General features: G+C 64.9%; 24 protein-coding genes. 11 read left to right on the forward strand and 13 right to left on the reverse strand.

Annotated features, from left to right (window positions below; genetic code table 11):
* Positions 1-106 precede the first annotated feature (106 nt).
* Complete coding sequence (dapF, locus tag V6K60_RS02500; RefSeq protein WP_332448995.1) at positions 107-925, forward strand: diaminopimelate epimerase; 819 nt, start codon at positions 107-109, stop codon at positions 923-925.
* Here the strand turns inward: dapF and radB are convergent.
* Together radB and larC are read right to left on the reverse strand one after the other, a co-directional pair.
* Positions 912-1,589 (reverse strand): DNA repair and recombination protein RadB, encoded by a 678-nt coding sequence (gene radB, locus V6K60_RS02505; RefSeq protein ID WP_332448934.1) that lies wholly within the window; start codon positions 1,587-1,589, stop codon positions 912-914. The genes dapF and radB overlap by 14 nt on opposite strands.
* The gene (gene larC, locus V6K60_RS02510) at positions 1,586-2,779 is read right to left on the reverse strand and encodes a nickel pincer cofactor biosynthesis protein LarC (protein ID WP_332448935.1); all 1,194 of its coding nucleotides are present in this window, start codon (positions 2,777-2,779) and stop codon (positions 1,586-1,588) included. Before larC ends, radB begins: the two co-directional genes overlap by 4 nt.
* A gap of 46 nt (positions 2,780-2,825) precedes the next feature.
* Here larC and V6K60_RS02515 point away from each other — a divergent pair, with 46 nt between their 5' ends.
* Positions 2,826-5,243, forward strand: a complete 2,418-nt coding sequence (locus V6K60_RS02515; protein ID WP_332448936.1) for a CDC48 family AAA ATPase — start codon at positions 2,826-2,828, stop codon at positions 5,241-5,243.
* Between the two features lie 90 nt (positions 5,244-5,333).
* Here V6K60_RS02515 and V6K60_RS02520 read toward each other — a convergent pair whose 3' ends face one another.
* Positions 5,334-6,989, reverse strand: a complete 1,656-nt coding sequence (locus V6K60_RS02520) for a S41 family peptidase (protein ID WP_332448937.1) — start codon at positions 6,987-6,989, stop codon at positions 5,334-5,336.
* 145 nt (positions 6,990-7,134) lie between these two features.
* Here V6K60_RS02520 and V6K60_RS02525 point away from each other — a divergent pair, with 145 nt between their 5' ends.
* Both V6K60_RS02525 and V6K60_RS02530 read left to right on the forward strand, forming a co-directional pair.
* On the forward strand, positions 7,135-8,676 hold the full coding sequence (locus V6K60_RS02525) for a class I adenylate-forming enzyme family protein (RefSeq protein WP_332448938.1): 1,542 nt from the start codon (positions 7,135-7,137) through the stop codon (positions 8,674-8,676).
* A 73-nt stretch (positions 8,677-8,749) separates the two neighbouring features.
* Positions 8,750-9,328 (forward strand): RAD55 family ATPase, encoded by a 579-nt coding sequence (locus tag V6K60_RS02530; RefSeq protein ID WP_332448939.1) that lies wholly within the window; start codon positions 8,750-8,752, stop codon positions 9,326-9,328.
* Positions 9,329-9,358: 30 nt separating this feature from the next.
* Here V6K60_RS02530 and V6K60_RS02535 read toward each other — a convergent pair whose 3' ends face one another.
* The 3 genes from V6K60_RS02535 to V6K60_RS02545 form a co-directional block, all read right to left on the reverse strand.
* Positions 9,359-10,261 carry a methionine synthase gene (locus V6K60_RS02535; RefSeq protein WP_332448940.1) on the reverse strand — a complete coding sequence of 301 codons (903 nt, stop codon included), beginning with the start codon at positions 10,259-10,261 and terminating at the stop codon, positions 9,359-9,361.
* Complete coding sequence (gene aspS, locus V6K60_RS02540; protein WP_332448941.1) at positions 10,258-11,547, reverse strand: aspartate--tRNA(Asn) ligase; 1,290 nt, start codon at positions 11,545-11,547, stop codon at positions 10,258-10,260. The genes V6K60_RS02535 and aspS overlap by 4 nt, the downstream gene beginning before the upstream one ends.
* Positions 11,548-11,678: 131 nt before the next feature.
* Positions 11,679-12,221: a pyruvoyl-dependent arginine decarboxylase gene (locus V6K60_RS02545; protein ID WP_332448942.1), complete on the reverse strand. Its 543-nt coding sequence runs from the start codon at positions 12,219-12,221 to the stop codon at positions 11,679-11,681.
* A gap of 721 nt (positions 12,222-12,942) precedes the next feature.
* Here V6K60_RS02545 and V6K60_RS02550 point away from each other — a divergent pair.
* Positions 12,943-13,194, forward strand: coding sequence for a sulfurtransferase TusA family protein (locus V6K60_RS02550; protein ID WP_332448943.1), 252 nt, complete (start codon positions 12,943-12,945; stop codon positions 13,192-13,194).
* A 192-nt stretch (positions 13,195-13,386) separates the two neighbouring features.
* Here the strand turns inward: V6K60_RS02550 and V6K60_RS02555 are convergent, their stop codons facing one another.
* Positions 13,387-14,034 (reverse strand): RNA-guided endonuclease InsQ/TnpB family protein, encoded by a 648-nt coding sequence (locus tag V6K60_RS02555; protein ID WP_332448944.1) that lies wholly within the window; start codon positions 14,032-14,034, stop codon positions 13,387-13,389.
* Between the two features lie 161 nt (positions 14,035-14,195).
* Between V6K60_RS02555 and nifU the strand changes: the two genes are divergently transcribed.
* Positions 14,196-14,579, forward strand: a complete 384-nt coding sequence (gene nifU / locus V6K60_RS02560) for a Fe-S cluster assembly scaffold protein NifU (RefSeq protein ID WP_332448945.1) — start codon at positions 14,196-14,198, stop codon at positions 14,577-14,579.
* Positions 14,580-14,588: 9 nt separating this feature from the next.
* On the opposite strand, the gene cofD is transcribed toward nifU, so the two are convergent.
* On the reverse strand, positions 14,589-15,491 hold the full coding sequence (cofD, locus tag V6K60_RS02565) for a 2-phospho-L-lactate transferase (protein ID WP_332448946.1): 903 nt from the start codon (positions 15,489-15,491) through the stop codon (positions 14,589-14,591).
* Positions 15,492-15,563: 72 nt separating this feature from the next.
* The gene (locus tag V6K60_RS02570; protein WP_332448947.1) at positions 15,564-16,472 is read right to left on the reverse strand and encodes a 2-phospho-L-lactate transferase CofD family protein; all 909 of its coding nucleotides are present in this window, start codon (positions 16,470-16,472) and stop codon (positions 15,564-15,566) included.
* A 47-nt stretch (positions 16,473-16,519) separates the two neighbouring features.
* On the opposite strand from V6K60_RS02570, the gene V6K60_RS02575 reads away from it, so the two are divergent.
* Genes V6K60_RS02575 through V6K60_RS02590 form a run of 4 tightly spaced genes read left to right on the forward strand, consistent with a single transcriptional unit; the run spans position 16,520 to position 20,693 of the window.
* On the forward strand, positions 16,520-17,728 hold the full coding sequence (locus V6K60_RS02575) for an HD domain-containing protein (RefSeq protein WP_332448948.1): 1,209 nt from the start codon (positions 16,520-16,522) through the stop codon (positions 17,726-17,728).
* A gap of 13 nt (positions 17,729-17,741) precedes the next feature.
* Complete coding sequence (locus V6K60_RS02580) at positions 17,742-18,296, forward strand: UbiX family flavin prenyltransferase (RefSeq protein ID WP_332448949.1); 555 nt, start codon at positions 17,742-17,744, stop codon at positions 18,294-18,296.
* Entirely contained in the window at positions 18,289-19,530 is a 1,242-nt protein-coding gene (locus tag V6K60_RS02585) for a UbiD family decarboxylase (protein WP_332448950.1), read from the forward strand. Before V6K60_RS02580 ends, V6K60_RS02585 begins: the two co-directional genes overlap by 8 nt.
* A 2-nt stretch (positions 19,531-19,532) precedes the next feature.
* Positions 19,533-20,693, forward strand: a complete 1,161-nt coding sequence (locus V6K60_RS02590; RefSeq protein WP_332448951.1) for an aconitase X catalytic domain-containing protein — start codon at positions 19,533-19,535, stop codon at positions 20,691-20,693.
* Positions 20,694-20,808: 115 nt separating this feature from the next.
* Here V6K60_RS02590 and V6K60_RS02595 read toward each other — a convergent pair whose 3' ends face one another.
* The 4 genes from V6K60_RS02595 to V6K60_RS02610 all read right to left on the reverse strand — a co-directional run bounded on the left by V6K60_RS02595 (position 20,809) and on the right by V6K60_RS02610 (position 24,432).
* Positions 20,809-21,360 (reverse strand): hypothetical protein, encoded by a 552-nt coding sequence (locus V6K60_RS02595; RefSeq protein WP_332448952.1) that lies wholly within the window; start codon positions 21,358-21,360, stop codon positions 20,809-20,811.
* Positions 21,361-21,627: 267 nt separating this feature from the next.
* The gene (locus V6K60_RS02600; protein WP_332448953.1) at positions 21,628-21,804 is read right to left on the reverse strand and encodes a hypothetical protein; all 177 of its coding nucleotides are present in this window, start codon (positions 21,802-21,804) and stop codon (positions 21,628-21,630) included.
* Positions 21,805-21,871: 67 nt separating this feature from the next.
* A complete protein-coding gene (locus V6K60_RS02605; protein WP_332448954.1) occupies positions 21,872-23,380 on the reverse strand; it encodes a glutamate synthase-related protein in 1,509 nt (502 codons plus the stop codon).
* Entirely contained in the window at positions 23,377-24,432 is a 1,056-nt protein-coding gene (locus V6K60_RS02610) for a class II glutamine amidotransferase (RefSeq protein WP_332448955.1), read from the reverse strand. The genes V6K60_RS02605 and V6K60_RS02610 overlap by 4 nt, the downstream gene beginning before the upstream one ends.
* 107 nt (positions 24,433-24,539) lie before the next feature.
* Here V6K60_RS02610 and glnA point away from each other — a divergent pair, with 107 nt between their 5' ends.
* Positions 24,540-25,868, forward strand: a complete 1,329-nt coding sequence (gene glnA, locus V6K60_RS02615) for a type I glutamate--ammonia ligase (RefSeq protein WP_332448957.1) — start codon at positions 24,540-24,542, stop codon at positions 25,866-25,868.
* The last annotated feature ends 75 nt before the right edge of the window (positions 25,869-25,943 follow it).

A 25,943-nucleotide genomic window follows, 5' to 3' on the forward strand; every position in this document is an offset into this window, starting at 1 on the left:
ACGGCCACCCGCGACAGAAGCGGCGGCCCCGCCTCCATCCACCCGGGCACCACCGTTTATCACCCGCCGCCCCCAATACCTACGATAGAGAGGCCACACTATGGATATGGAACTCGGGTTTACCAAACTGCAGGGAAACGGCAACGACTTTATTCTGATCGACGAATTCGAACAGGAAGCCATCCCCGAGGAGATGAAGGGAGGGTTCGCGGCACTCTACTGCGACCGCAGGTTCGGCATCGGTGCCGACGGGGTCCTCTTCCTCCAGGCGTCCGATAAAGCCGATGCCCGGATGAGGCTCTTCCAGCCCGACGAGAGCGAGGCCGCGATGTGCGGGAACGGCATCCGGTGCCTCGCGAAGTACGCCTACGACGCCGGCTACGTCAAGGAGTCCTGCACGATCGAGACCGGGGCCGGGGTCGTCCGGGTCTCGGCAGGCTACACGGACGACGAGTTCACCGCGACGATCACGATGCCGGCGCCTGCGTTTGAGCGGAGCGCCATCCCGGCAACCGGGAACGGCGAATACAAAGAGGAGATCCGGGGATTCACCGTCTACGCCGTAAACACCGGGGTCCCCCACGCCGTGGTCTTCGTAAAAGAGATCGGCACGGTCGATATCGCCACGGCCGGCCCGGCCATCCGGAACCACCCCACCTTCCCCGAGGGCGCGAACGTCAACTTCGTCGAGGTTGCCGGCGACGGGACGCTCCGGATCCGGACGTTCGAGCGCGGCGTCGAGGATGAGACCTTTAGCTGTGGGACCGGCGCAACCGCGGCGGCGGCGGTCGCCCGCCACCTCGGCAAGGCCGGGGAGACGGTGCAGGTCGAGACAAAAGGCGGCCCGCTGGTCATCCGCTTCGGCGAGGCCGTCACCATGGAAGGCCCCGCCGAGATGGTCTTCGAGGGTTTTATACAGTTCTGATACCGTTTTTGGTGATCACAAAATCAAACGAGAGCCCTTCCGGCCGGGACCGGTGCTTCCGGAGCATCGCCCGCCGGATGCTGTCCTTCTTTTCAAGCCGGATGATGGCTTTTGATATATGCTCAAGCGCCGTCCCCCCGAGGCCTGCGACCCGGTCCCGCTCCACATCCATATAGATCTGGTTGGTGATCAGGACCGGGATGTCGTACTTCTTCGCAAGGCCGAGAAGCCTGATCATGTGGTGCGAGAGTTTCCGGACCGCCTCCCGCCCGAGGTCGAGTTCGGTCCGGTAGAGGGCGGTCGCCGAATCCATCACCAGGAGGTCGACGGGGGCGCCGTCGCTCTTCCGGAGCAGTCCTTCCGCATCGGCTATCATCGTCCCCTGCTGGGCAAAATCGATCGGCTCGAAGAGGTAGAGCCGGTTTGCGAGCTGACCGGCGTTCTCCCCGGCGATCTGCTTGAACCGCTCCACCGAGAACCCTTCGGTGTCGATGTAGATGACCGAGTTTCCCGCCCGGAGGGAGGCCACCACCGCCATCAGGCAGAGGGTGCTCTTACCGCTCGCGGGTTCGCCGTAGATCTGGGTGATCGTCCGCCGCTCAAGCCCGCCGCCCAGCAGGTCGTCGAGGGGCAGGCTCCCCGTGCTGACCCGTTCCGGTTTCATGGCGCGAGCACACCCCGCTCGATGAAGCGTGCTCGTGCCGCCGCTTCGACCGTTCCGGCAACCTCCCGGAACGGGATATCGAGGTCTCTCGCGCACGCCGCCGCCTGCTCATACTCCGCCTTAAAGGAGGTGATCCTCCCTCCCGACCAGCCGCACTTGACGTCGATCGTGTACTCCCGGCCGCGGATCGTCACCGTGACCGGTTCGATCGTCCGCTCGGCGACCGCCCGGTGGACCATCGGGATACAGCGGATGCCGAGCGTCCCGAGTTCCGCGGCCATCGCCCCTACGAGGCGGTCGGTCGCGTCGGGACGGCAGACGACCCGGACGAGGTGGCCGCTCCGCCCCTTCTTCATCACGATGGGGGTAGCACTTGCGTCCCGTGCCCCTTCCTCCATCAGGCGGCCAAGCGTGTAGGCGAGGGCCTCCCCCGTGACGTCGTCGACATTCGTCTCGAGGATGTCGACCCGATCGCCGTGAGCCCGACCCTCCGTCCCGACGAGCATCGACCGGAGGACGTTCGGCCTTCCCGGCGGGTTCCTGCTCCCCGCCCCGTAGCCGACCGCCCGGATACCCACAGGACCGAGGTCCTCCGGCCGGACCGTCGAGAACTCGGCGAGGAGAGCGGCCCCCGTCGGGGTGCAGAGCTCCCGTTCCTCCTCACCGGGGGCGGTCTTGAGATCCGATGCGGCAAGGATCGCCACGGTCGCGGGAGCCGGGATCGGGAAGGTGCCGTGTGACCCGACCGCAAACCCCCTCCCGAGGGCGACCGGGAGGACGGCGACCCCGTCGGGGGAGAGGGAGTACAGGGCGGTGCAGGCCCCCACCACATCAGCGATGGCGTCGTCCGCACCCACCTCGTGAAAATGTGTCCCGATCCCGTGAATGCTCTCCTCGGCCCGGTGTATCCGGAGAAAGACCCGCCGGGCCATCTCCCGTGCAGGGGCGGGAGCGTCGCTTTCCGCCACCCGGTCGAGCACCTCCTCGAGGGTGCGATGATCGACCGGAGCATGCGCTCTCACCTGGACGGCCCGGATGCCGGAACGGTCTACCCGTTCTATTGTCGGTTCGCCGACGACGGAACGCATCGCTGCCCGCACAAGCCCCTCATCCGCCCCCAGATCGAGGAGAGAACCGATGATCATGTCGCCCGCGGCCCCGTTGAACGGGTCGAAGAGAAGTGTGTTCATGCGCCTCCAGTACTTATAAATCCCCGAAATATAAGAACTAGAGGTAATGCCCGAGATATACTTGAAGGTAGATAGCGCTTATCCGGAGGATCAGGGGGCGGGCAAGGCACGGCTTGACCCAGACACCATGCTGCAGCTCAGGCTCAGCCCCGGAGACCTCGTTGCTATCGAGGGAAAGCGTCGCACCGTGGCCAAGGTCTGGCGTGCCATGGTGAACGACTGGCACCAGGGTAAGGTCCGGATCGATAATTTTACCCGGCTCAACACCGGCGCCAGCATCGGGGACCGGGTGAAGATAAAGACGCTGGACGAGGAGGTCGAGGCGAAACGGGTGGTGCTGGCACCCCCGGAAGACCTCCCCAAACAGCTCCCCATCAACTACGGCAACGTCGTCAACAAACTGATCGACTTTCCGATCGTGAAGAACGATTCCGTGCCGATCCAGGCGGGGCTCCCGTTCATGCAGCCCCAGCTCGTCGCGTTCAAGGCCGTGGTGGTCGAACCGGAGAATGCGGTCATCATCACCAAGAACACGAAGATCGAGTTCTCCGAGAAGCCGGCCGCCGGGTTTGAGGGCGTCAAAAGGATCAGCTACGAAGATATCGGCGGCCTGAAGGGGGAACTGCAGCGGGTCCGCGAGACGATCGAACTCCCCATGCGCCACCCGGAGATCTTCCGGAAGCTCGGGATCGAGCCCCCGAAGGGGGTCCTCCTCTACGGGCCGCCGGGGACGGGAAAGACCCTGATCGCGAAGGCGGTCGCAAGCGAGAGTGGCGCCCACTTCATCTCTATAGCGGGGCCGGAGGTGATCTCGAAGTATTACGGCGAGTCCGAGCAGCGGCTCAGAGAGGTCTTTGAGGACGCACGGCAGCATGCTCCTGCCATCATCTTCATCGACGAGCTCGACTCGATCGCCCCCCGGCGCGAGGAGGTGACCGGGGAGGTTGAGCGGCGCGTGGTGGCCCAGCTCCTGACGATGATGGACGGGCTCGAGGAACGGGGGCAGGTCGTGGTGATCGGGGCCACGAACCGGCTCGACGCCATCGATCCCGCCCTTCGCCGGCCCGGCCGGTTCGACCGGGAGATCGAGATCGGGGTTCCGTCTGAGGACGACCGGACCCAGGTGCTCCACATCCACACCCGCGGCATGCCGCTCGCAGACGATGTGACGATCACCTCCATCGCCCAGCAGACCCACGGGTTTGTCGGGGCGGACCTTGCCGCCCTCGCCCGTGAGGCGGCGATCAAGGCGCTCAGGCGTTACCTCCCCGAGATCGACCTGGAGGCCGAAGAGATCCCGCCGGAGACCCTGGAGAAGATGGAGGTGCAGACCAGGGACTTCCGCGACGCGCTCCGCGAAGTGGGCCCGAGCGCCATGCGGGAGATCCTCCTCGAGGTGCCCCACACCGCCTGGGAGGACGTAGGCGGCCTTGAAGAGGCGAAGCAGGATATCCGCGAGGCGGTAGAGTACCCGCTCACCCAGCGGGAGCGGTTCGAGAACCTCGGGATCGAGCCGCCGAAGGGGGTCCTCCTCTACGGACCGCCGGGGACCGGGAAGACCCTGATCGCGAAGGCGGTCGCAAGCGAGACCGGGGCGAACTTCGTCCCCGTCAAGGGCCCCCAGCTCCTCTCGAAGTGGGTTGGCGAGAGCGAGCGGGCGGTCCGTGAGATCTTCAAGAAGGCCAGGCAGGTGGCGCCGTCCATCATCTTCTTCGATGAACTGGACGCCCTCGCCCCTGCCCGGGGCGGCGGCGGCGAGTCGCACGTCATCGAGAGCGTCTTGAACCAGATCCTCACCGAGATCGACGGCCTCGAGGAACTCCGGGGCGTGGTGGTTATGGGAGCGACGAACCGGCCGGATATCGTCGACCCGGCGCTGCTCCGTCCCGGGCGGTTCGACCGGCTCGTCTACATCGGCGAGCCCGGGCGGGAGGACCGGGAGAGGATTCTCGCGATCCACACCCGGCATATGCCGCTCGAGGGCTCGACGATCGAGGATCTCGTGGAGATGACGGAGGGGCTGACCGAGAACGGGATCGAGGACCTGATCCTGGCCGTGGGAGCGAACCACCGTGTGAGCGTCGAGGATGTGCGGGGCCACCGTGCCGTGATTCCGGCAGGCGAAGACGAGGGGCTCGGGCGCCATCTCCGGAGGAAGAAACTCGTCGACCTCCTCGCCCAGCAGAACATAACCCTCGACGACCCCGCACGGGACCGGCTCCTCAAGAAGGTCGCGACCGATACCGAGGGGTTCGTCGGATCGGACCTCGAGGCGCTCGGCCGGGAGGCGGCCATGCTTGCCATGCGGGAGGAAGCCTCCTTCGTGAATCAGTCGCACTTTGACCGGGCACAGGAGAAGGTGCACGCGACGATGAACGAGCGGCTGCGGCAGTACTACCAGAAGATCCAGCAGCACTTCAAGGGCGGACTCCCGAAGGACGTCCAGCCGCCGGAATACCAGTGAGCAGCCTTCCGGGGGGGACCCCGGAGAACTTTTTTTGCGCGGGCTGAACGGTCTCTGTTATGCATCGCGGTGAGGGGGCTACCCCCGCCATCACCGCCTTCCGAACCAGACCGCAACAACCGCAAGCGCCCCGAGCACGACCGCCCACCCTGGTGCCGCCGCCTGTGTCGGCACCGCGGTCGTCTCCTCCGCCTGCGTCCAGATCCAGTCGACCGCGTAGGCGAGCTGGACGTCCTCCCCGGCCATCGCTCGCGCCAGGGTATCCTCATCCATCGGCACCCGCACCGTCGGGGCGACCCCGCCGGCCAGGGACGCGTTGCTGTCCACCTGGATCCTGCCGTACTCGTCGAGCGACGCACCCGTCGGGAAGGCCGTCATGACCCCGAGGGGGAGCACCGGGCCGAGGGACTCCATCCCGAACGCCCCGTTCGTCCCGTACCACGAGACGATCGTCCCCGTCCCGGTCTCGAGAAAGACCTTCGGGAGGCCCTCGCCCGAGCTGATAGTGTAGGGGCTGACGAGGAGGGCGACCGGGCCCGCGTAACGGTCGGGTCGGGGCTTGCTCCAGGACTCCCAGAGGACCGCCTGCTCCCCGGTCCCGGGGTCGTAGGTGGTGCCGTACTCGTAGAAGACCGGCCGGTCCACGAACCACCCGGCGTAGGCGGCGGCCAGGTTGTCGTCCCCGCCCCGGTTGAACCGGAGGTCGATGACGATGCCGGGCGCCCCGTCCGCGATCGCGTTCTCCACCGCCGCCTTGAAGGGCTGGTAGACGTCATAGGACTCCTCGTAGACCGCGACGTAGGCGATGCCTCCGGGGAGGGTCCGGGCGGTCACGGTCTCGTTCGCGATCATCGCTTTGAGCGCCGACGACGACCCGGCCGCACCGTCGTTCACCTCGCGGCCGAGGAAGATGCTCGTCCGGGCGAGGGTCTCGTAGCCATCGTCCGCCGCGGTCAGGTTGACCGTGCAGGGGACGGAGTCCTCCGGGCCGGCAATCCCGATGGTTGCCCCGGTCCCGACCGGCGCCCGGGTCAGGAACCGCTGCTTATGGAGGAGGATCCCTTCCGCGGTCGAGGGCTTGACCGGGGCCCAGATGATCGAGGTCGCGTTGATCGCCTCCCCGACCGGCCGGCCGTTCCAGGAGACCACCTCGTCGCCGAACCGGATCCCCGCCCGCTCCACATCGCTCCCCTCCGCGACGTAGGTCACGATCACCGCTCCGGAATCAAGCCTCGCGACGGCAAGCCCGTAACCCCCACCGATATCGGCATGCTTCGCCCCGAAATCATCGCGGGCGGCGACCATGACGTGCCCGTCCGGGATGGCGTCGGAGAACTCCCGGAGCGTGCGGTAATACGCGGCGGCATCGCGGCTCTTCTCGGCATCCGCGATCTTCGGCGCGTAGGTCGCATACAGCGCGTCCCAGTCGACGCCGCGCCACTCCGTGAAGGCGTAGCGCTCCTCCATGTAGGCGCACGTCTCGCGGAAGGCATCGCTCCAGGTCATATCGGTGAAGTCGGGGACCTCTCCCGTCAGGTTCGCCATGATCGGCGCGTAGGACGCCATCAGTTCCTCGTTGTAGGCCGTCTCGTTCTCCCGCTCAAAGGGGAGGGAGGCGTCCGTCCAGACCATCCCGCACGAGTCGGTATAGAGGCCGGCGCACGCGGGTGATGTGAGAGCGGTGAGCAGAAGGAGAGCGATCAGCCCGGTCCTTGCCGGGTCCAGGTATCGAAGAAGAGCGATCATCAGATGAACCTCTTTTCGCGAGGAGATTTGGGTTTTGCGATCTCTTTCGGGAGTCCGCCCCGCGATCCATCCCGGGACAATCTATTTACGGAACTGTATACAACAACGTACATCAAAGCGCATGCATGCCGCGCGGAGCCCTCCCATGCCGAACTGCACCACATTCCTCGATGCCAACGCCTGCAATCCGAGCAAGACCGCCCTCATCGTCCCCTCCCGGGGAGAGTCCTATACCCGCGCCGACCTCCTTGACCGGGTCTGCCGGGTCGGAAACGGCCTCCTCGACCTCGGCATCGGGCGCGGGGAACGGGTCTGCATCTACCTGGACAGTTCGGCGGAGTACCTCATCGGCTACCTCGCCCTCTGGCGTATCGGCGCCGTCGCCGTCCCGACAAACCGGGTTTACCGGGAAAGCGAGGTCCTCTACGCCGTACGCGACGCGGGGGCCGTCGCCGTCATCACCGACACAGAAGGTGCGGCCCTCGTCGGCCGCATCCGGGACCGGGCTCCGGCGCTCCGGCAGGTCATCGCTGTCGGGGGGAAGGCCGACGGCGCTACCTCCTGGACCGATCTCCTCCGGACCCCGGCGGACCTCCGTGCCGCCCACTGCCGGTTCGACGACCTCTGCCAGATCCAGTACACCTCCGGCACCACGGGAAAGCCCAAAGGTGCCATGCTCACCCACGGGAACTGGATCGCGGCGATGGATGCCGAGCGTGACGTCCTCCGGATCACCGCCGACGACGTCTACCTCGGGATCTACCCGATGGGGCACGTCGGGGTGAGCTGGGGGCTTGCCACCCTCCGGGCCGGGGGGACCTATGTCGTCATGGAACGGTTCGACCTTGACCGCTACCTCGACCTCGCCCGGGACTACCGGGCCACGATCGTCGCCGGCATGCCGCCGGTGATCCACTCCCTCATCCAGACCCCGCCGGGGACTGAGGCGGCGCTCGCCACCGCCCGGGCGATGATCAGCGGCGGCGGCCCCCTGACGCCCGGCGTCTGGAAACCCTTCAACGAACGGTTCAGGGTCCCGATCGTCAACGCCTACGGCCTCTCCGAGACGATCGTCGTCGGGACCGGGACCGCCATCCGCCCCGAACACTACGCGACCGCCGACGAGTTCAAGAGCGTCGGCACCCCGGTCGGTTTCTCCGAGGTGAAGATCGTCGATGCGAACGATCCCGCACGGGAACTGCCGCCCGGCGAGGACGGCGAGATCGCCCTCCGGGGGCCGGCGGTCGCGCTCGGCTACTGGCAGATGCCGGAAGAGACTCGCGCCGTATTCCTCCCCGACGGCTGGTTCCTGACCGGCGACGTCGGCCACCTGGACACCGAAGGAATGCTCTACATCACCGACCGGAAGAAGGACATGATCGTCATGTCGGGCTGGAAGGTCTACCCGACCGAGGTCGAGGACGTCCTCATCCAGCACCCGGACGTCCGTGACGCGGCGGTCTTCGGGTGCGCCGACGAGCACCGGGGCGAGGTGCCGGTGGCCGTGGTGGTCACCTCCGGAGACGGTGTGACGCCTGATGAGATCATCGCCTTCGCCCGCGAACGCCTCGCGGGTTACAAGGTTCCCCGCCGGATCATCTTCACCGGCGAGATCCCCCGGGTGAACGGGTGGAAACTCCTCAGGAAGCGCCTCCGGGAGGAGTACTGCACCGCCGGCGGTGCATAAGGCCGTACTCGAGGAGTAGTTTTAAGAAAAGGACCGTGCATAGATAGTCCCGAGAGATACCCGAGGTAGAGACGTGGCAGACACCACCAGACGTTCGACAGGGATCGCGGGCCTTGACCTTGCACTCGACGGGGGTTTTCCGCTGGCGACGCGTGTCGTTATCTCCGGATCTCCCCTGAGCGGCCTTGAACTCCTGGCACAGCAGTTCTGGCGGGCGGGAAGAGGCACCTACCTGATGCTCGACGCCGTACCGGCCGAGGGTATGATCGACGCACGGGGGATGGATGCCGCAACGCTCGCCGGGGCGATGCAGGGAGAGCGGATCGTCGTGGACTCCCTCTCCACGCTGATCGCCGTCTGGGGGGTTGACACGGCCACCGATTTTGTCCTGCATGACACCCGCAAGGTCGTTGATTCGGGAGCAACCATCGTCCACCTCCTCTACACCGGTCTCCACAGCCCCCTTGAGGAGGCGCGGATGATGCGTGCCGCCGACATCTTCATCACCCTGAGGCACCAGGTCCACGGCAATGAGGTCGAGCGGACGCTCGCCATCGAGAAGATCAAAGGCTCAGACGTCCCACAGCGAGTGATCCCCTACCACATCGTCGCACGAGGCCTTGAACTCTCGACGACCTCACGGGTAGTCTAGGCCGGGGCCCGCCGTCGGACGGTTAACGGCTCAGTCCGGGTGCCCGGCCCGGACGAGCCCTGCCGCAACAACCATATTCTTCAGTTTCCCGAGTGCCGCATCCCGCGTCTGCATCCGGAGGCCGCAGTCGGGATCGACGAGCATCGCCTCCGGCGAGAAGACGTCGATGCCTGCCTCGATCCTTTTCGCGATCGTCTCGACGCTCTCGACAGTGGGGTCGGCGGAGTCCACGCAACCGTAGCCGACCATTCGGCCGCGCAGGTCCTTTTCGGAGAGGATCTCAAGATTTTCGGGGTTGTTCGCGAACTCAAAGTCGAATACGGCAACGTTCGCCTTGAGGACGTCGTCGATGACTGCCCCGAGGTTTCCGCAGACGTGGAGGCAGACGGGGACCTTGAGCTGCCCCGCGATCGCGTTCACCGCCTCGCGGCCGACGGCAAGGTTCGCCGCGCCCGTGGAGAAGATCGGCTCGTCGATCTGTAGGAGCGTGACCCCGGCGTCCTGGAGGTGGCCCGCCTCGACCGCGAGCACCTGAGCAAGGTCCTGGACCAGTTCGTCCTTGTTCCGGTAGAACGTCGTCTCGATCGAGAGCCCGTAGGCAAGCGTGCTCGGGCCGGTGAGGATCCCCTTCACCCGCGGGTGCTGTGAGAGGGCATACCTCGTGTCCGCGAGCGTTATGGGCCCCCGGGCAGGCTGGACCTTCCCGACGACCGACGACCCGCGGATGCCGGCGAGGTGGGAGGTGAAGGCGCGGATCATGTCGCCCCGGACCTGGCCGTCGGAGATGATATCGATCCCGGCACTGATCTGGTCGGCGACCGCTGTCTCTACCGCGTGCTTGAGCGGGTCCATGCGGGCGAGAAGCCCGGAGCCTTTCACCACCGGGTAACTCCCGACCACGGTGGTCGGGAGACATTTGTTCACGAGCATCATGGGGTCAGTCTGTGCCGGTCACGCGGGAAGAGCACCGCCTCGCGGATATTCTGGAGGTCGAGCATCGTCATCACCAAGCGCTCGATGCCGAGCCCCCACCCGGCGTGCGGGGGCATGCCGTAGCGGAATGTCTTCAGGTAGAACTCGAAACTCTCCGGGGAGAGGCCCTTCGCGCGGATCCGCTCCACGAGGAGGTCGTAATCGTGGATACGCTGGGCCCCGGAGGAGAGCTCCATCCGGGGGTGCATCATGTCGAACGCCTTGCAGAACTCCGGCCTGTCCGGGTAGGGCATCGCGTAGTAAGGCCTGATATCGGTCGGCCAGTCGACGATGAAGTAGTGCTGCCCGACCGTATCGCCGATCGCCCGCTCGGCCGCCGGGGAGAGGTCGTCGCCGAAGGTGAGTTTCTCCTCGATGGTGCGGTTTGCTATCTCGATCGCCTCCGTATACGGTATCCGGGGGAACGGCTGTGCCGGGGTCTTGAGGTCGACGCCGAGCTCGGCAAGGTGCTCGGCACAGTGCTCTGCGACGTAGTCGTAGACGTGGACGATCAGGTCTTCGAGGAGTTCCATAACGTCGTTGTGGTCGGCAAACGAGACCTCGACATCGAGGCTCGTCGCCTCGTTGAGGTGCCGGACGGTGTTGTGCTCCTCGGCGCGGAAGATGGGGCCGAGCTCGAAGACGCTCTCGAACCCGGCAGCCATCATCATCTGCTTGTAGAGCTGCGGGCTCTGGTTCAGGAACGCCTCCTTCTCGAAGTAGGCGATCGGGAAGAGTTCGGTGCCGCCCTCGGTCGCGGCGGCGACGATCTTCGGGGTGGTGATGTTGATGCAGCCCCGGGAAGCGAGGAACGCGGTCGCGGAAGAGGTCACCGCCGAGCGGATGAAGAAGATGGCGCGGACGCGCGGTTTTCTCGCGTCCAGGAACCGGGAATCAAGCCGGGTGTCCATCTCGGCGGGCACCTTCTCGGCGACGTCGAGCGGGAGCGGGCTCTCTGCGAGGCTGATGATCTCAAGTTCGTCCGGGACGATCTCGCGCCCGCCGGGGGCTTTCTCGATCGCTTTGACCCTGCCCCGGACCCTGACCACAGACTCTTTTGAGACGTTCCGGGCGACTTCCAGGATCTCCGCTGAGACCTTCTTCTTCGGGATGGTCACCTGGATGATGCCGGTCCGGTCGCGGATCAGGAAGAACGCGAGCCCTCCGAGATCGCGGACCTCGTGCACCCAGCCGATGATCTCGGCAGATTCGGTTGTTGGGGTTACGGCCCCTATTGGTATACGCATGCTGAAAACCTGGGTACAGTGTGGGCCCCGGGAGGTATTTTGTCTTGCGCTCGAACGCCGGAGAGCGCTTCGGCCGGGGAGCCGGATTGGTGCGATACGAGAAAAAACGAGGTGCCCGGCGAGGGGCAGGATCAGAGGAAGACTGCTGCGGCGATGACCGTCGTCCAGCGGCCGTCCATGACCCCTTCCGCCGCCTGGCAGGTGTGGGTCGTGTTGATGATCCGGCCGCTCGCCTTGTAGATCTGTTCCCGCTCCTGCCACGCCTGGTCGGGATCGAACTCGATGCCGAGCGTCGTCGCAAGCATGGTCGCGGCAAGGTCCTCGGCGTATTCGCCCGAGACCTCCGCCGTCTCGCCGAAGGCGTGGTGCTCGGAGAGGTAGCCGTAGGTGTTGCTCTCCTTCGGCATCGCGTGGCCGATGGCGGCGGAAGCGAGCCTGCTCGGCTCGTTGGTCTCGGCGCGGGCCATGACGACGTAGACGATGCTGCCCGGGGAGAGTTCCTTCAAGCCTTCCTCCGGCGAGACCAGCTGGCAGTTCGGGGGGAAGATACTTGAGACGTAGACCAGATTGTACTTCTCGATACCCGCCTCCCTGAGAGCCAGTTCAAACGATGCCAGTTTGTCTTTGTGGACGCCCACACCTTTCGTAAAGAAACACTTGGTCGGAACGAACATTAAGGATCTTCTTATCGTTTGACTTTTTTAAGATTTTCGGTGATAACAAGCACAAATTGAAAATAGAGCAAAATCTCGACCTTTTTTAACATTAGACCAGTAAAATGAGGAGAAATCGTAAAATACGAGAAAATATGCAGATAACTCCGGTGCATTGCAGTGACGGGGGTTGAGCCTGAGCCTGCCGATCGTCCCCTCTAAAGCGGCCCGAACCGGGATCGCTACCGGAACCATCTATATCGGGGACCGTCTGCGGGTTTGTGGTGAGGAGGGAGAGCGCACCCCGCGGGTGGCCCGGGCGCAGGGGCGCATCTTCGAGGGCGGGGTCCGGAGCACTTCCCGCCGGGTATCTCCGGGCACCGCCCCCGCCCCACTGAACGCCCGGGGCCGTCCCCGGGGCGACTTCACGGGCCCCGCTACCCGGGCACGGCTCCTGCTCTCTCTTCGGTCCCACCCGGCCCCGCCCCTCCCATCGACGCCCCTCCCCCGGGAATGCTTATAAGGGAGGGTGCGTGATCCGGTGTGACCGGGAGTGTAACGCTGACACGTCAGGCACCCGGACTTCCACGCACCCACGAAGGTGGAGAGACGGAACAGGAGACGGCCCTGCCGCAGAGGAGGACATCCGGCGCCGGGCAAACCGGGTGGTCCACGAGATCGTGAAGTTCGAGATGACGGGGTCATGCGGTTCTACATCCGGAAGATGAAGTAGGTGATCAACATGATGTACGCTGATAAAACGGTGAGCTGCGTCGGCATCTGCCAGGCGCCCATGCTCTCGATCGAGACGGAGATGGAGACACTGAGCGAGGGGCAGGTTCTGCAGGTGACCACCGACAAACCCGACCTTGTCGAGATGGTCAGGTCCTGGGCCGGTGAGAGCGGGCATACCATCGAGGAGGAGCATGTCACCTCGGGCGTGACGACCATCATCATGCGCAAGGGAAGGGTGGCCCCGGTCGAAGCAAAGTGATCGGATGGATACCGAAGGCTACGTGGATGCCCGGGGGACTTACTGCCAGGCACCCTTCATCAGGCCGGGATGCACCGGCTCGCAGACGGCGGGTGCTCACGGTCGCCATCGGGCTCGCTCACGACGAGGCGCACGGATCGATGGTCGCGAGACCCGGCCGCGGGAACAGCCCGGAGGAGGTGCCCCGGATCGTCAGGGCCGCCGGAGAAACAGGTGAACTACCCCGCCCTGAAGGGCTGGGCTTCCTGCTTCATGGCCAATACTTGCACCACAGATCGTTGCATAGGTGTCAACGTACCGACGGGAAAGTTTGTGCAGGGAATCGTTCTTCTGGTTCGCGATATGGTCATATGCCTTTTCAAGTTTCCCTTTTGCCTTCTTCCAGTTCTGCGAAAAACGCTGCTTCCGAGCAACGCTCTGCTGCAACTTCTTGATCTGGTCACGTGAGTGCTCATAGAACCGGGGGTTCTCGATTACTGCGCCATCGCTATCGACCGCAAATGAATCCAACCCGAGATCGATCCCAACCGATCGTCCCTCCCTCTTCGGTTCGGAAACTTCCTGCTCCGCCTGGATGATGACGTACCATTTGCCACCGGAACGGGTGATCAGGACACCTTTCACAACTCCCGAGTACGGTCGATGCATGACGAAGGGGATTATTCCGATCTTCGAGAACGTGATCGAACTATGCTCACGGTCGATCTTGAACCCGGACTGATTGTAATTGAGCGTCCGGTACCGGGATGCGCTCTTGAACCGGAGGTTGCCGATCTTCCGTCCTCGTTTCTTTGTCTGTGACAGAGCACGAAGGTTACTCCAGAGGGTGTAGTTCACCATCTGAAGTACACGGCACAACCTAACCGGTTGTGCCTGACAGGAAACTTTCGCAGGAAGTTTCCGTGTCATCCCCACCCTGAACGGTGGGGACTTCCCGCTTCGCCCCTTCAACCCCAAAAGTTAAACGCCTGCGGGCTATTACACCGTTATAGGTAGAGAACATGGCAGACCAGATCGGCTACAGCCAGAAGGTGATGGAGCACTTCATGAACCCGCACAACGTCGGGGTGATCGAGAACCCGGACGGTTACGGCAAGGTCGGCAACCCCGTCTGCGGGGACATCATGGAGATCTTCATCAGAGTCAAGGACGACGTCATCGATGATATCAAGTTCCGGACGTTCGGGTGCGGATCGGCGATCGCCACGAGCAGCATGGTGACCGACATGGCACGAGGAAAGACGCTCGATGAAGCGCTGAAGATCACCCGCGACGACGTGGCGACCGAACTCGAGGGATTGCCCCCCCGGAAGATGCACTGCTCGAACCTCGCGGCGGACGCGCTCCATGCGGCGATACAGGACTACCGGCAGAAGGAAAAGTAAGCGGGCTCTTCAGCACCCGTAGACCAGCGTCAGGATGTTCCTGGCGAGATCCAGGCTCTTCCCCCGGTTGACCATGAGGGTGTCCAGGCGGAGAGCCCCTGGAAGCCCGACCGGGTCCCGGGTGTCCTGGATGAAGAGATCCACAAAATCCTCGTAGAGACCACAGGTACCGGCGGATGAGGCCTCTTTTCCGAAGGCCCGCATCAGGGCCGCCGCCGGGCCGCTGACCGGCGCGTCGCCGATGAAGGGGCTGATGGCGATGACGTGCTGCTGGCGGAGCGCCTCTCTCACCCCGGCGCACTCGAGGATCGGCGATATGCTCGTGACCGGGTTGCTCGGTCCGATCACCACGGCATCGCTCGCCTCGATCGCCCGGATAACCTCGGCGGTCGCGACCGGCGGCTCCCGGAACCGCCGCGAAACGCCCTCGATCGCCACCTCCCCCCGGTGCTTCACCCAGTACTCCTGGAAGTGCATCTCGCCCCGGCGGGTGCGGACATAGGTCGTCACGACGGAGTCGGTCATCGGGAGGACGGTGGCCTTGACGCCCAGTTTTCCACAGAGCGCCGCTGTCGCCTCGGTGAGCCGCATCCCGCCCCGGAGCATCTCCCCACGCGCAACGTGGACCGCCCGGTCCTGGTCCCCGACGGCGATGAACTCTTCGACGCCGAGCCTCGCGAGGAGGTCGTGGGTGATGTAGGTGTCGTCACGGATCCCCCACCACCGGCCGGTATCGAGGATACCCGCAAAGAGGTACATGACCGTATCAAGGTCGGGGGAGAGGTGGTTGCCGGAGAGCCACGTGTCCTCGGCCGTGTTGACGATGACCGCGATCTCGCGCTCGTCCAGCAACTCCTGCATGCCGCGGAGGAGCTTCGGGGTCCCGGTTCCGCCCGAGAGGAAGGTTATCATTGGTTGATCAGCGTATCATATGCAACCGTATATGAATTTTGTTAATCGAGCCGGAAAACGTGGGTTCCCTTCTCACGAAACCGCGTGGCGTATGACCGCCATGATGTCCCAGGCGAGTGATTCTGCCTGCCGCTCGTGCAGGAGGCGGGTCTCCAGGCGGAGCGAACCCGGGACACCATCGGGGTCGTGGATATCCTGGACAAAGACGTCGACGATATCCCCGTAGAGCCGGGCGACCGCGGGAGCGGTCGGGGGTTCGCCGACGGCATACATGAGGGCGGCGTCCTTCGGGTCCGGCGCACCGCCCCCCCGGAAGGGAGAGACCGCGACGACGAACGTATCGCGGAGGAGGCGGCGCATGCCGGCGCAGTCGAGGATAGGGAGGATGCTCCGGGCGGGGTTCCCCGGGCCGATCACCACGGCGTCGCTCGCCTCGACCGCCGCCCGCACCTCGTCCGTGATCGCGGGCGGCCGGGAGGCCGTGCGGATGAGTTCCCGCACTTCCGTCGCGGCATCGGCGGCCATCCAGTATTCATAGAGCGGCAGGCGTTCGGTGCCGGTATCGACAAAGAGGGCGGCATCGTCGTCGGTCACCGGGAGGATGGTCGCCCCGATGCTGAGGGCCCGGGACTGCGCCTGCACCGTCTCCGTCAGGGTGAAGCCCTTTTCGAGGAGGGCCGCCCGGGCGATCTGGACGGCCCGGGCGCGGTCGCCGACCGGGAAGGGTTCGCCGCCCGCCACCTTCGGGAGGTAGTTGTGGGTGGCGTAGGTGTCCCCCTTGATCCCCCACCACCGGCCGGTATCGAGGATACCCGCAAAGAGGAAGATGGCGGTGTCGATGTCCGGCGCAGCGTGGCTCCCTGAGACCCGGAGATCCTCGGCGGTATTCGCGATCACGGTGATCTCGCTGTCGTAGAGGATCTGCCGGGCGCCCCGGATGAGCGCGGGCGTTCCGGTTCCGCCCGAGAGGAAGGTGATCATCGCTCCATACCTTTATCAGTTATCTATCAAGAACCTTAACGGAACTGATGAAGATCATCAAAGATCCGGTGCACGGCTACGTCGAGGCGGATGCGCTCGCGCTCCGGTTGCTGGACTCAGAGGTCGTCCAGCGGCTCCGCCACGTCTCCCAGCTTGGCTTTGCGAACCTCGTCTACCCCGGCGCAAACCATACCCGCTTTGAGCACTCGCTCGGGACGATGCACCTATCGGGCCTCATGGCGAGCGAGCTCGGGCTTGACGACGTCGAGACGAGGCTTGTTGCGACGGCCGCCCTCCTCCACGACATCGGCCACGGCCCCTTCTCCCACGTCACCGAACCGGTGATGGAAGAGTTCACGGGGAGGAGCCACCACCAGATCGACCGCCTCGTCAGGGAGGGAACGATCGCCGGAACCCTCGAAGCGGAGGGGATCGATCCCGCCGAGGTCTGCGCCGTCGTCGAAGGCAGGCACCGCCTCGCAAGCATCATCCACGGGAGCCTGGACGTCGACCGGATGGACTACCTGATGCGGGACGCCCACTACACCGGCGTGCCCTACGGGACGGTCGACGCCCACCGGCTGATCCGGTGCGCGATCCTCACCGGGTCCGGCATCGCTCTCTCCGAAGGCGGGATCAACGCCGCCGAGTCGCTCCTCATCGCCCGGACCCTGATGCGCCCGGCGGTCTACTTCCACCACGTGAGCAGGATCGCGACGAGCATGTTCGTCCACGCCCTCCGCGAGGAGGTGCAGAACGTCCCGGGTGCGGATGCGCACGAACTCGTCGGGATGGACGATGCCGCCTGCATGGAGCGGCTGAAGCACTCGCCTCACCCGATCACCCGCGACCTTGCCTGCCGGGTCTACGCCCGGGACCTCTACAAACGGGCGCTCTACGTCGGCGAAGACCGGGTGAACGCCGCGGCCCTCCAGCAGGACCTGGGTCCCGCCCGGGAACGGAGCCTTGCGCTCGCCATCGCCGAGACCGCGGGGGTTCCGGGGGATGAGGTCCTCGTGGACATCCCCCGGCTCCCGGGCACCCTCTCGATGGAGGTCCGGGTCAGGAACAGCCACACGATGGTGGATATCGAGGAGGTCTCGCCCCTCATCAACACCTTAAACGACACCCGGCGTCAGCAGTGGCGCCTCGGCATCTACACCACCCGAGAGCACCGCCACGCGGTGGAACAAGCGGCGATGGAGGTCCTCCGGGTGAAGCGGGCGACAAAGCAGGATAAACTCATAGTGACATAAGAGATGGAGAGCAATGAAGAAGGAATTCGTTGTCGGGGTCACCGGGGCAAGCGGGGTCATCTACGCACGTCGCCTGCTCGAGGTGCTCTGTGAAGAGGCAACGGTGCATATCGTCATATCCGAGACCGCCCGGCAGATCGCCGGGATCGAGGGTGTGGACCTCACCGGGTTTGACGCCATATACGCCGAGAACAGCAACCTCGCGGCCGATATCGCGAGCGGCTCGTTTCGCTACGACGGGATGGCGGTCGTACCCTGCAGTATGAAGACGCTTGCAGGGGTCAGCAACGGCCTCGCCGACAACCTGATCGGACGGGCCGCGGACGTCTGCCTCAAGGAGCGGCGCCCCCTCCTCCTCCTCCTCCGGGAGATGCCGCTCTCCCGGATTCACCTGAAGAATATGCTTGCTGCCGACGATGCCGGCGCGACCGTGATGGTCGCAAGCCCCCCCTTCTACCAGCACCCGGAGACCATCGACGACCTGGTCGATATGGTGGTGGCCCGGGTGCTCGACCACATGGGGGTGGAGCACAACCTTGGAGCCCGATGGAATGGATACGATGCGTGATTTCATAGCGATGATGCGGGAACAGGGCATGGTCGAGGATATCGAGAGGACCTGCTCGACCATCTACGAGGCACCGCGGCTCTCGAGCCGGACCGAGAAGATCCTCTTCTTCCACGACCTCGACGGCCACCGTGCGGTGATGAACCTTCTCTCCGACCGGCGGTCGCTTGCCGCAGCGCTCGGCGTAAACGAGCAGGACCTGGTCAAACACCTCGCGGCCGCGACCTACAGCGGTCGGGTGGTGGATGCGGGCCGGCTCAAGGGCGGTGTTCCTGTCGACCTCTCCCGCCTCCCGGTCATGAAGCATTTCCCGGGGGACGCCGGGCGCTACTTCACGTCCGGGATCGTCTTCTCGCGCTATGACGGCGCCGAGAACGCCTCCATTCACCGGATGATGGTTCTCGATGACCGAAGGGTCGTCGCCCGCCTGGTGGAGGGGAGGCACACCCACACGCTGCTGAAAGCAGCCCTGGCCCGGGGCGAGAAACTCCCGGTCGCCGTCACCGTCGGCACCCATCCGCTCGTGACGTTTGCTGCCTGCACCCGGGTCCCGCAGGGGAAAGAACTCGCCTACGCGGCGGAACTGATGGGCGGGGAACTCGCCGTCCATGAGTGTGAGAACGGCGTCCGGGTTCCCGACGCCGAGATCGTCCTCGAAGGCTACATCAGTGCGGAGACGGCGGCGGAAGGACCGTTCGTCGATATCACCGGGACCTACGACCCGGTGCGGCAGCAGCACGTGATCGAGTTCACCCGGATGTACTGCAAGGAGGACCCCATCTACCACGGCATCCTGCCCGCCGGCGACGAACACAAACTCCTGATGGGAGCCCCCTATGAACCGAAGATCTACCGCGCGGTCAACGAGGTGACGACGGCAAGAGACGTCCTCCTCACAAAAGGCGGGGCCGGCTACCTCCATGGGGTGGTGCAGATCAGGAAGAACACGCAAGGTGACGCGAAGAACGCCATCATGGCGGCGTTTGCCGCCCACACCTCCTTGAAGCACGTCGTGGTGGTCGACGAGGATATCGATATCCACGATCCCCACGACGTCGAATACGCTATCGCGACCCGGGTCCGGGGCGATACCGACATCATGGTCATCACCGGCGTCCGGGGCTCGTCGCTCGACCCGACGCGCCTTGGCGACGGGACGAACGTGAAGGTCGGGGTCGATGCCACGATGGTTATGGGGAAGGAGCACGAATTCAAGAGAGCGGAGTGGCCATAACCATGTATCTGGAGAAGGATGACGAGAGGGTGCTCGCCGGAGAGTTCGGTGAGACACGCCAGAAGATGATGGAGATCCTGGTCGCGCTCGGAGGGGTCTACGAGGCCGAGAAACTCGTCCCGATCGCGAGCGCCCAGGTGAGCGGTGCATCCTACAAGACCATAGGGAAGTGGGGGCTCGCCTGGCTCCAGAGCCTCGACGCCCGGGTGGCGGTCCCGACGGTCTTGAACCCCATCGGGATGCCGCAGGAGGGGTGGCAGGAGTTCGGGATCGGCGAGGAGTTCGCCGGCCACCAGGCGGAGGTCGTCGAGGCCTACCGGAAACTCGGGATCAAACTCGAGTGCACCTGCACGCCCTACTACCTCCGCATCACGGAGTACGGGGAGCACCTGGCCTGGTCGGAGTCCTCGGCGGTCGCCTACGCGAACTCGGTCCTCGGCGCCCGGACCAACCGGGAAGGCGGGCCGAGCGCCCTTGCGGCGGCGATCATCGGGAAGACGCCGTACTACGGCCTCCATATCGTCGCAAACCGGCGGCCACAGGTCGTCGTCGAGGTCGAGGGCGGGGAGGGCCTCCACGCCGACCACTGGGGCGCGATCGGCCACGTGGCGGGCAAGAAGGTCGGGAACCGGATCCCGATATTCACGGGTATCCGGCCCGCCCGCGACAGTCTCAAGGCCCTCGGCGCCGCAATGGCGGCGACCGGCGCGGTCGCCCTCTTCCACGTCGATAAGATCACCCCGGAAGCCCGGGTCTTCTCGTTTGAGACCGATGACCTCGACCGGGTGACGGTGACCGCGGACGAGGTCGAGGACCTCTTTGTGGAGACCGAGGTCGAGGCGGTCGCGGTCGGGTGCCCGCACTGCTCGCCGGACGAACTCCGGGAGATCGCGGACCTCCTCCAGGGGAAGAGGACGACAAAACCCTTCTACATCTTTGCGGCCCGCGGGGTTGCAAAGGCGAACCCGGACCTCGTCGCCGCTATCGAGAAGAGCGGCGCTCGGGTGATCCCGGACACCTGTATGGTCGTCTCGCCCCGGATGGACGAGTTCGCATCGATCATGGTGGATTCGGGCAAAGCCCTCGCCTACGTTCCCGGGATGTGCGGGGCGCTCGCCCGGATCGGGACGCGGAAAGAGTGCGTCGAGGTCGCGACGTCGTGAAGGGGGGCCGGCGCTCCGTGCCGCCCGCCCCTCCCCTTAAACCGTATATTGCCCTTTCGCGAAGTCGCCCGGGGATATCGGCGGTCCGCCGCAGGCGCCGGGATGACCCGGTGCGTTACGGGACTATCCCTCCGAACGGCCCGGTCAGGCCGCCCTCATTCAGGGACCGGAACCAGAAGGACATGAAGTACTGGTCCGTCTTCTCGGTATACAGGAGGACTGTCCCGTAATCGGTGTCATACGATATATACCGCAGGCTCCCCGGGCCCGTCGTCTGCATCTGGTTCACGGATTGTTCGACGCCGGTGAGGGGGTTGGGCATCTTCAGGCCCATGGGGTCCCCAAGGAGTTGCCAGGTACCTTTTCCATACGTTCCCGCGGATTCTGCCGGGGCTCCCGGGTCAACCCAGAGCGGGGGTCCAAACCAATCGGGATTCTGCTGACCCTCCGTGTACGACCACCGGTACACCCCGCCAGTTATTGCGTGGCTGCGCGGGATGAGCTCCGCAGTTCCCGCATAGCGACCTCCTGACGCCTCCTCAACCTTCACGACCCAGTCGAAGGATGCGACAGGGGACTGGCTCGGTATGCCATACTGGTCGGTCGTGATCCTGGAGATCGACGCATCGTATGTCAGGACCGTCCCGGGTATGATGATATTCTCCATGCCTGAAGCGACGGGGCCTCCCGGGATCTGCGGCGGCCCCACCGGCACTGCCGTCACGGCGAATGCGCACGTGACGATGAGAATACTTAACAGGATACTGCCCCTCAGCAACATTTTTTGCATATCTGTCACATCCTCTGACTGGCTCCAATCCAACCCGGCTATTTTCACAGTGTGCGGGACATACGCACGATGAAACATCCGCCCCAGGTCAGACAGAGCGCACGGCCGGTATATGCGATACTATATTAACCCTATGTCCCGGGATCATCCTGCCCCGAAGACCAGGACTGCTACATCCACGTCGCCAAAATCCTCCCTGCAGAACGAACCGAAGACGTACCCGGCCTCGATCTCGGTGAAACTCACAAGGACCGTGCGGATGGTGCGGAGGACCGCCTCTCTAACCGGCGTCCGGCAGATGGCGGCGCCGTATCTCTCCATGTGACCCTTCTCGGCATCATGGCCTCCTGATTGTTACTCTTCCGCGATTTCACGTCACTCTCTGACCTCACGCCCCCACCTGCCTGACGTCGAGCACCTGCATCAGGCTCTCATCCAGCATATACCCCCGGAGCCGGTCACGGTTGCCCCGCAGGCTCTCGATGCTGTTGATCCCGGCAGCGCCCAGCAGTTCGGCGAGTTCGAGCGTCCACGCACGGATAAGGTTCGCCACCTGCTTTGCCGCGATATCCGGGTCCAGGCGCTCAACCAGGTCCGGGCGCTGGGTGGCGATCCCCCAGGGACAGAGGCCCCGGTAACAGTTCCCGCAGACCCGGCACCCCATCGCCACAAGGGCTGCTGTCCCGATGTAGACCGCATCGGCGCCGAGAGCGATCGCCTTCGCGACATCGGCGCTCCCCCGGATGCCGCCGCTCGCGATGACCGAGATATCGTTCCGGATCCCCTGGTCGCGGAGTTTCGCATCGACGCTCGCGACCGCCGCCTCGATCGGGATGCCCACATGGTCGCGGAAGACCTTCGGCGCCGCACCCGTCCCGCCCCGGAACCCGTCGATGACGACGGCGTCGGCGGGTGATCGCGCAATCCCGGCGGCGATCGCGGCCGCGTTATGGACAGCCGCGATCTTCACGAAGACCGGCTTCTTCCACTCCGTCGCCTCCTTGAGGCCCCGGACGAGCTGGGCGAGGTCCTCGATGCTGTAGATGTCGTGGTGCGGCGCCGGGCTGATCGCGTCGCTCCCCTCCGGGATCATCCTCGTCCTGGAGATCCCCTCGCAGACCTTCTCGCCGGGGAGGTGCCCGCCGATACCGGGCTTTGCGCCCTGGCCGATCTTGATCTCGATCGCGGCGCCGCGCTCCAGGTAATCGATGTTCACGCCGAACCGCCCGGAGGCGACCTGGACGATCATCCGGTCCTGGTAGGGGTAGATCGCCGAATGCAGACCGCCTTCCCCGGTGCCCATGAACGTCCCGGCCTCTTTCGCCGCCCGGGCCATGGCCACCTGGGCGTTGAGGCTGATCGCCCCGTAGCTCATGTGCCCGATCATGATCGGGGTCTCGAGACGGAGGTTCGGGGTGAGCCGCGTCCGGAGTTCGACGTCGCCGCCCTCCCGCCGCCGGAGATCGAGCCTCGCCGGCTTCTTGCCGAGATGGGTCACCAGTTCGATCGGCTCGCGGAGCGGGTCGAGGCTGGGGTTCGTGACCTGGCAGGCGTCGAGCACCAGACGGTCGAAGATGACCGGGTAGTCGAGGGCGTTACCCATCCCGGCGAGGACGATCTTTCCCGTCCGGGCCTGGTTGTAGATCGCTTCCCGGGCGTCGCGGGTCCAGAGCGGGTGGCTCCGGTAGTCGCAGGGCTGCTCTTCGAGTATGATCGCGTCCCGGGGGCAGCAGGCGATGCAGCGGTGACAGGCGGTGCAGTTCCGGGAGTTGACCAGGATCCGGTCGTAGTCCCGCCGGTAGACGCCGTAGGAGCAGTTCTCGATGCACCGCCCGCACTCCATGCATCGGACAGGGTCGATGCTGATCCGGTAGCGGGGAGGGAGGCTTCCGATCATGCGACGACCCTCCCGATCACCGGCTCTCCCGCGGCCGGCATCCTGATCGACTCGACGCAGGGTTCTATCGCCCGGATCGCCGCCTCCTCGCTTGATATGTAGAGGCGGTCGCCGCACTCGCCGACGACCATCGGCCGGAGCTTGCTCCGGTCGGTGAACCCGACCATCATCTCGTGGTTTGCGGCCACGATGGCGAACGGCCCGTTCATCATCGCCGGTGCGTAGGCAAGCCGGATAGCGGAATTCCATTCCCGGTCCGCTCCGGGCATCCGGTCGATCTCCTTCCAGAAGGGAGGGGCGAGCGCCCGGACGGCGAGGTCGACGTCAAGTTCGTGCCGCCGCACCAGGAGGTCGATCAGGTAAGCGACGACCTCGGTGTCCGTGAACATCGTGCAGGTGTAGCCGAAGCTCTCGATGTAGCGCCGGTTGGTCCCGTAGGAGGTGATCTCGCCGTTGTGGACGACGCTCCAGTCGAGGAGATTGAACGGGTGCGCCCCGCCCCACCAGCCGGGGGTGTTCGTCGGATAACGGTTGTGCGCGAGCCAGATGTAGCCCTCGTAGTCCTCGATCCGGTAGAAGTCCGCCACGTCCTCGGGCCAGCCCCCGGCCTTGAAGACGCCGACGTTCTTGCCGGAGGAGAAGACGAGGGCGCCCTGGCGGGCGGCGTTGACCCGCATCACGAGAGCGCTGACGATGTCGTCTTCCGGGGTCGCGCTCCCCGGCAGTGCGAGGGAGCGGTCGGGTCTGAAGAAGTAACGCCAGGGCGTGTGGACCGCCCGGAGACGCAACTGATCGCGGGTGGGGATTGGCTCGTCGTGCTCGACCGTCCCCCACTGTGCAAGCGCCGCATCGAGGACCGGTTTGCTCTCGCGAGGGTTGTCGAAGAAGACGTGGAGGGCATAGCAGTCGCTGTAGTCGGGGTAGATGCCGTAGGCGACGTACCCCGCCCCCTCGCCGCTGCCACGCTCGTTCATCATGGAGAGGGCCTGTCGGATGCCGGAACCGTCCATCGTCCGGCGCGTTCTATCCATTACGCCAATTATGCCACACATTTCCATCACGGTCGACCCGCCCCCTCCACCTCCAGGGGGTAGGGGAACGCTCCGATCACTATATATCCACTAAGTATAAATATTATTGGAAGGAAGTTTCCTTCCATATGTCACCTGACAACATCTCGGCGATGCTCGAGAGAATCGAACAGGACAAAGTCCGATTCCTCAGACTGCAGTTCACCGACCTCCTCGGCATGCCGAAGAACGTCGCTATCCCGGCGAAGCAGGTCGGGAAAGCACTCACTGACGGCATCGGGTTCGACGGGTCATCGATCGAGGGGTTTGTCCGGATCGAGGAGTCCGACATGATCCTCAAACCTGACCTCTCCACCTACACCCTCCTGCCCTGGCGTCCCCGGGAGAAGAGTGTCGCCCGGTTCATCTGCGACGTCTGCAAACCTGACGGCAAACCCTTCGAGGGCGACCCGCGCCACGTGCTCCGGCGGGCGATGGAGGACGCCGCAAAAGACGGCTACGTCTTCAACACCGGACCGGAGCTGGAGTTCTTCCTCTTCCGGATGGTCGACGGGCGACCGACGACGCAGTTCCAGGACGTCGGCGGCTATTTCGACCTCGCGCCGACCGACCTCGCAGAGGATCTCCGGCGCGAGGCGATTCTCGCGCTCATCGAGATGGGGTTCGAGATCGAGGCGTCCCACCACGAGGTCGCCGAGAGCCAGCACGAGATCGATTTCAAGTACAGCGATGCGCTCCACACCGCCGACAACGTCATCACCTTCAAGTTCGCAGCCAAGACGATGGCGCTGATGCGCAGCCTGCACGCGTCGTTCATGGCAAAGCCGATCTACGGCATCAACGGGAGCGGGATGCACGTCAACTGCTCGCTCGCGAAAGACGGGAAGAACGCGTTCTACGACCCCGACGCACCCCTTCAGCTCTCGGAGACCTGCATGCACTTCATCGGCGGGCTGCTCAAACACGCGCCGGCGATCACCCGGGTCGCGAACCCGACGGTCAACTCCTACAAACGGCTCGTCCCCGGCTACGAAGCCCCCTGCTACATCAGCTGGAGCGCGAGCAACCGGTCGGCCCTGGTCCGGGTCCCGGCGCCCCGCGGCAACAGCACCCGGGTCGAGTTCCGGAGCCCCGACCCCACCTGTAACCCCTACCTCGCCTTCACCGCGATGCTGGCCGCCGGGATGGAGGGCGTCCGGAACCGGATCGAGCCCCCGCACGATGTTCACAAGAACATCTTCCACATGACGCCCACCGAGCGGGACCACAACGGGATCGAGACCCTGCCCGCGAGCCTCGCCGAGGCCCACCAGGCCCTGCTCGCCGACGACCTCATCTGCAAGGCGCTCGGCCCCCACGTCGTCGAGGCGCTCACGAATGTTGCGAACGCCGAATGGGATGCCTTCCGGACGGCGGTCCACCCCTGGGAGCTCGATCGGTATCTCGCGACATACTAACCTTTTTTTTGGCAAGCCGGCCCGGAGCTTCCTGCGCGATGCCTCTCCGCAATATTCTTAATGCCACGTGCCGTA

The sequence above is a fragment of the Methanoculleus sp. genome, from assembly GCF_036677455.1.
Classification (GTDB): Archaea; Halobacteriota; Methanomicrobia; order Methanomicrobiales; family Methanoculleaceae; genus Methanoculleus.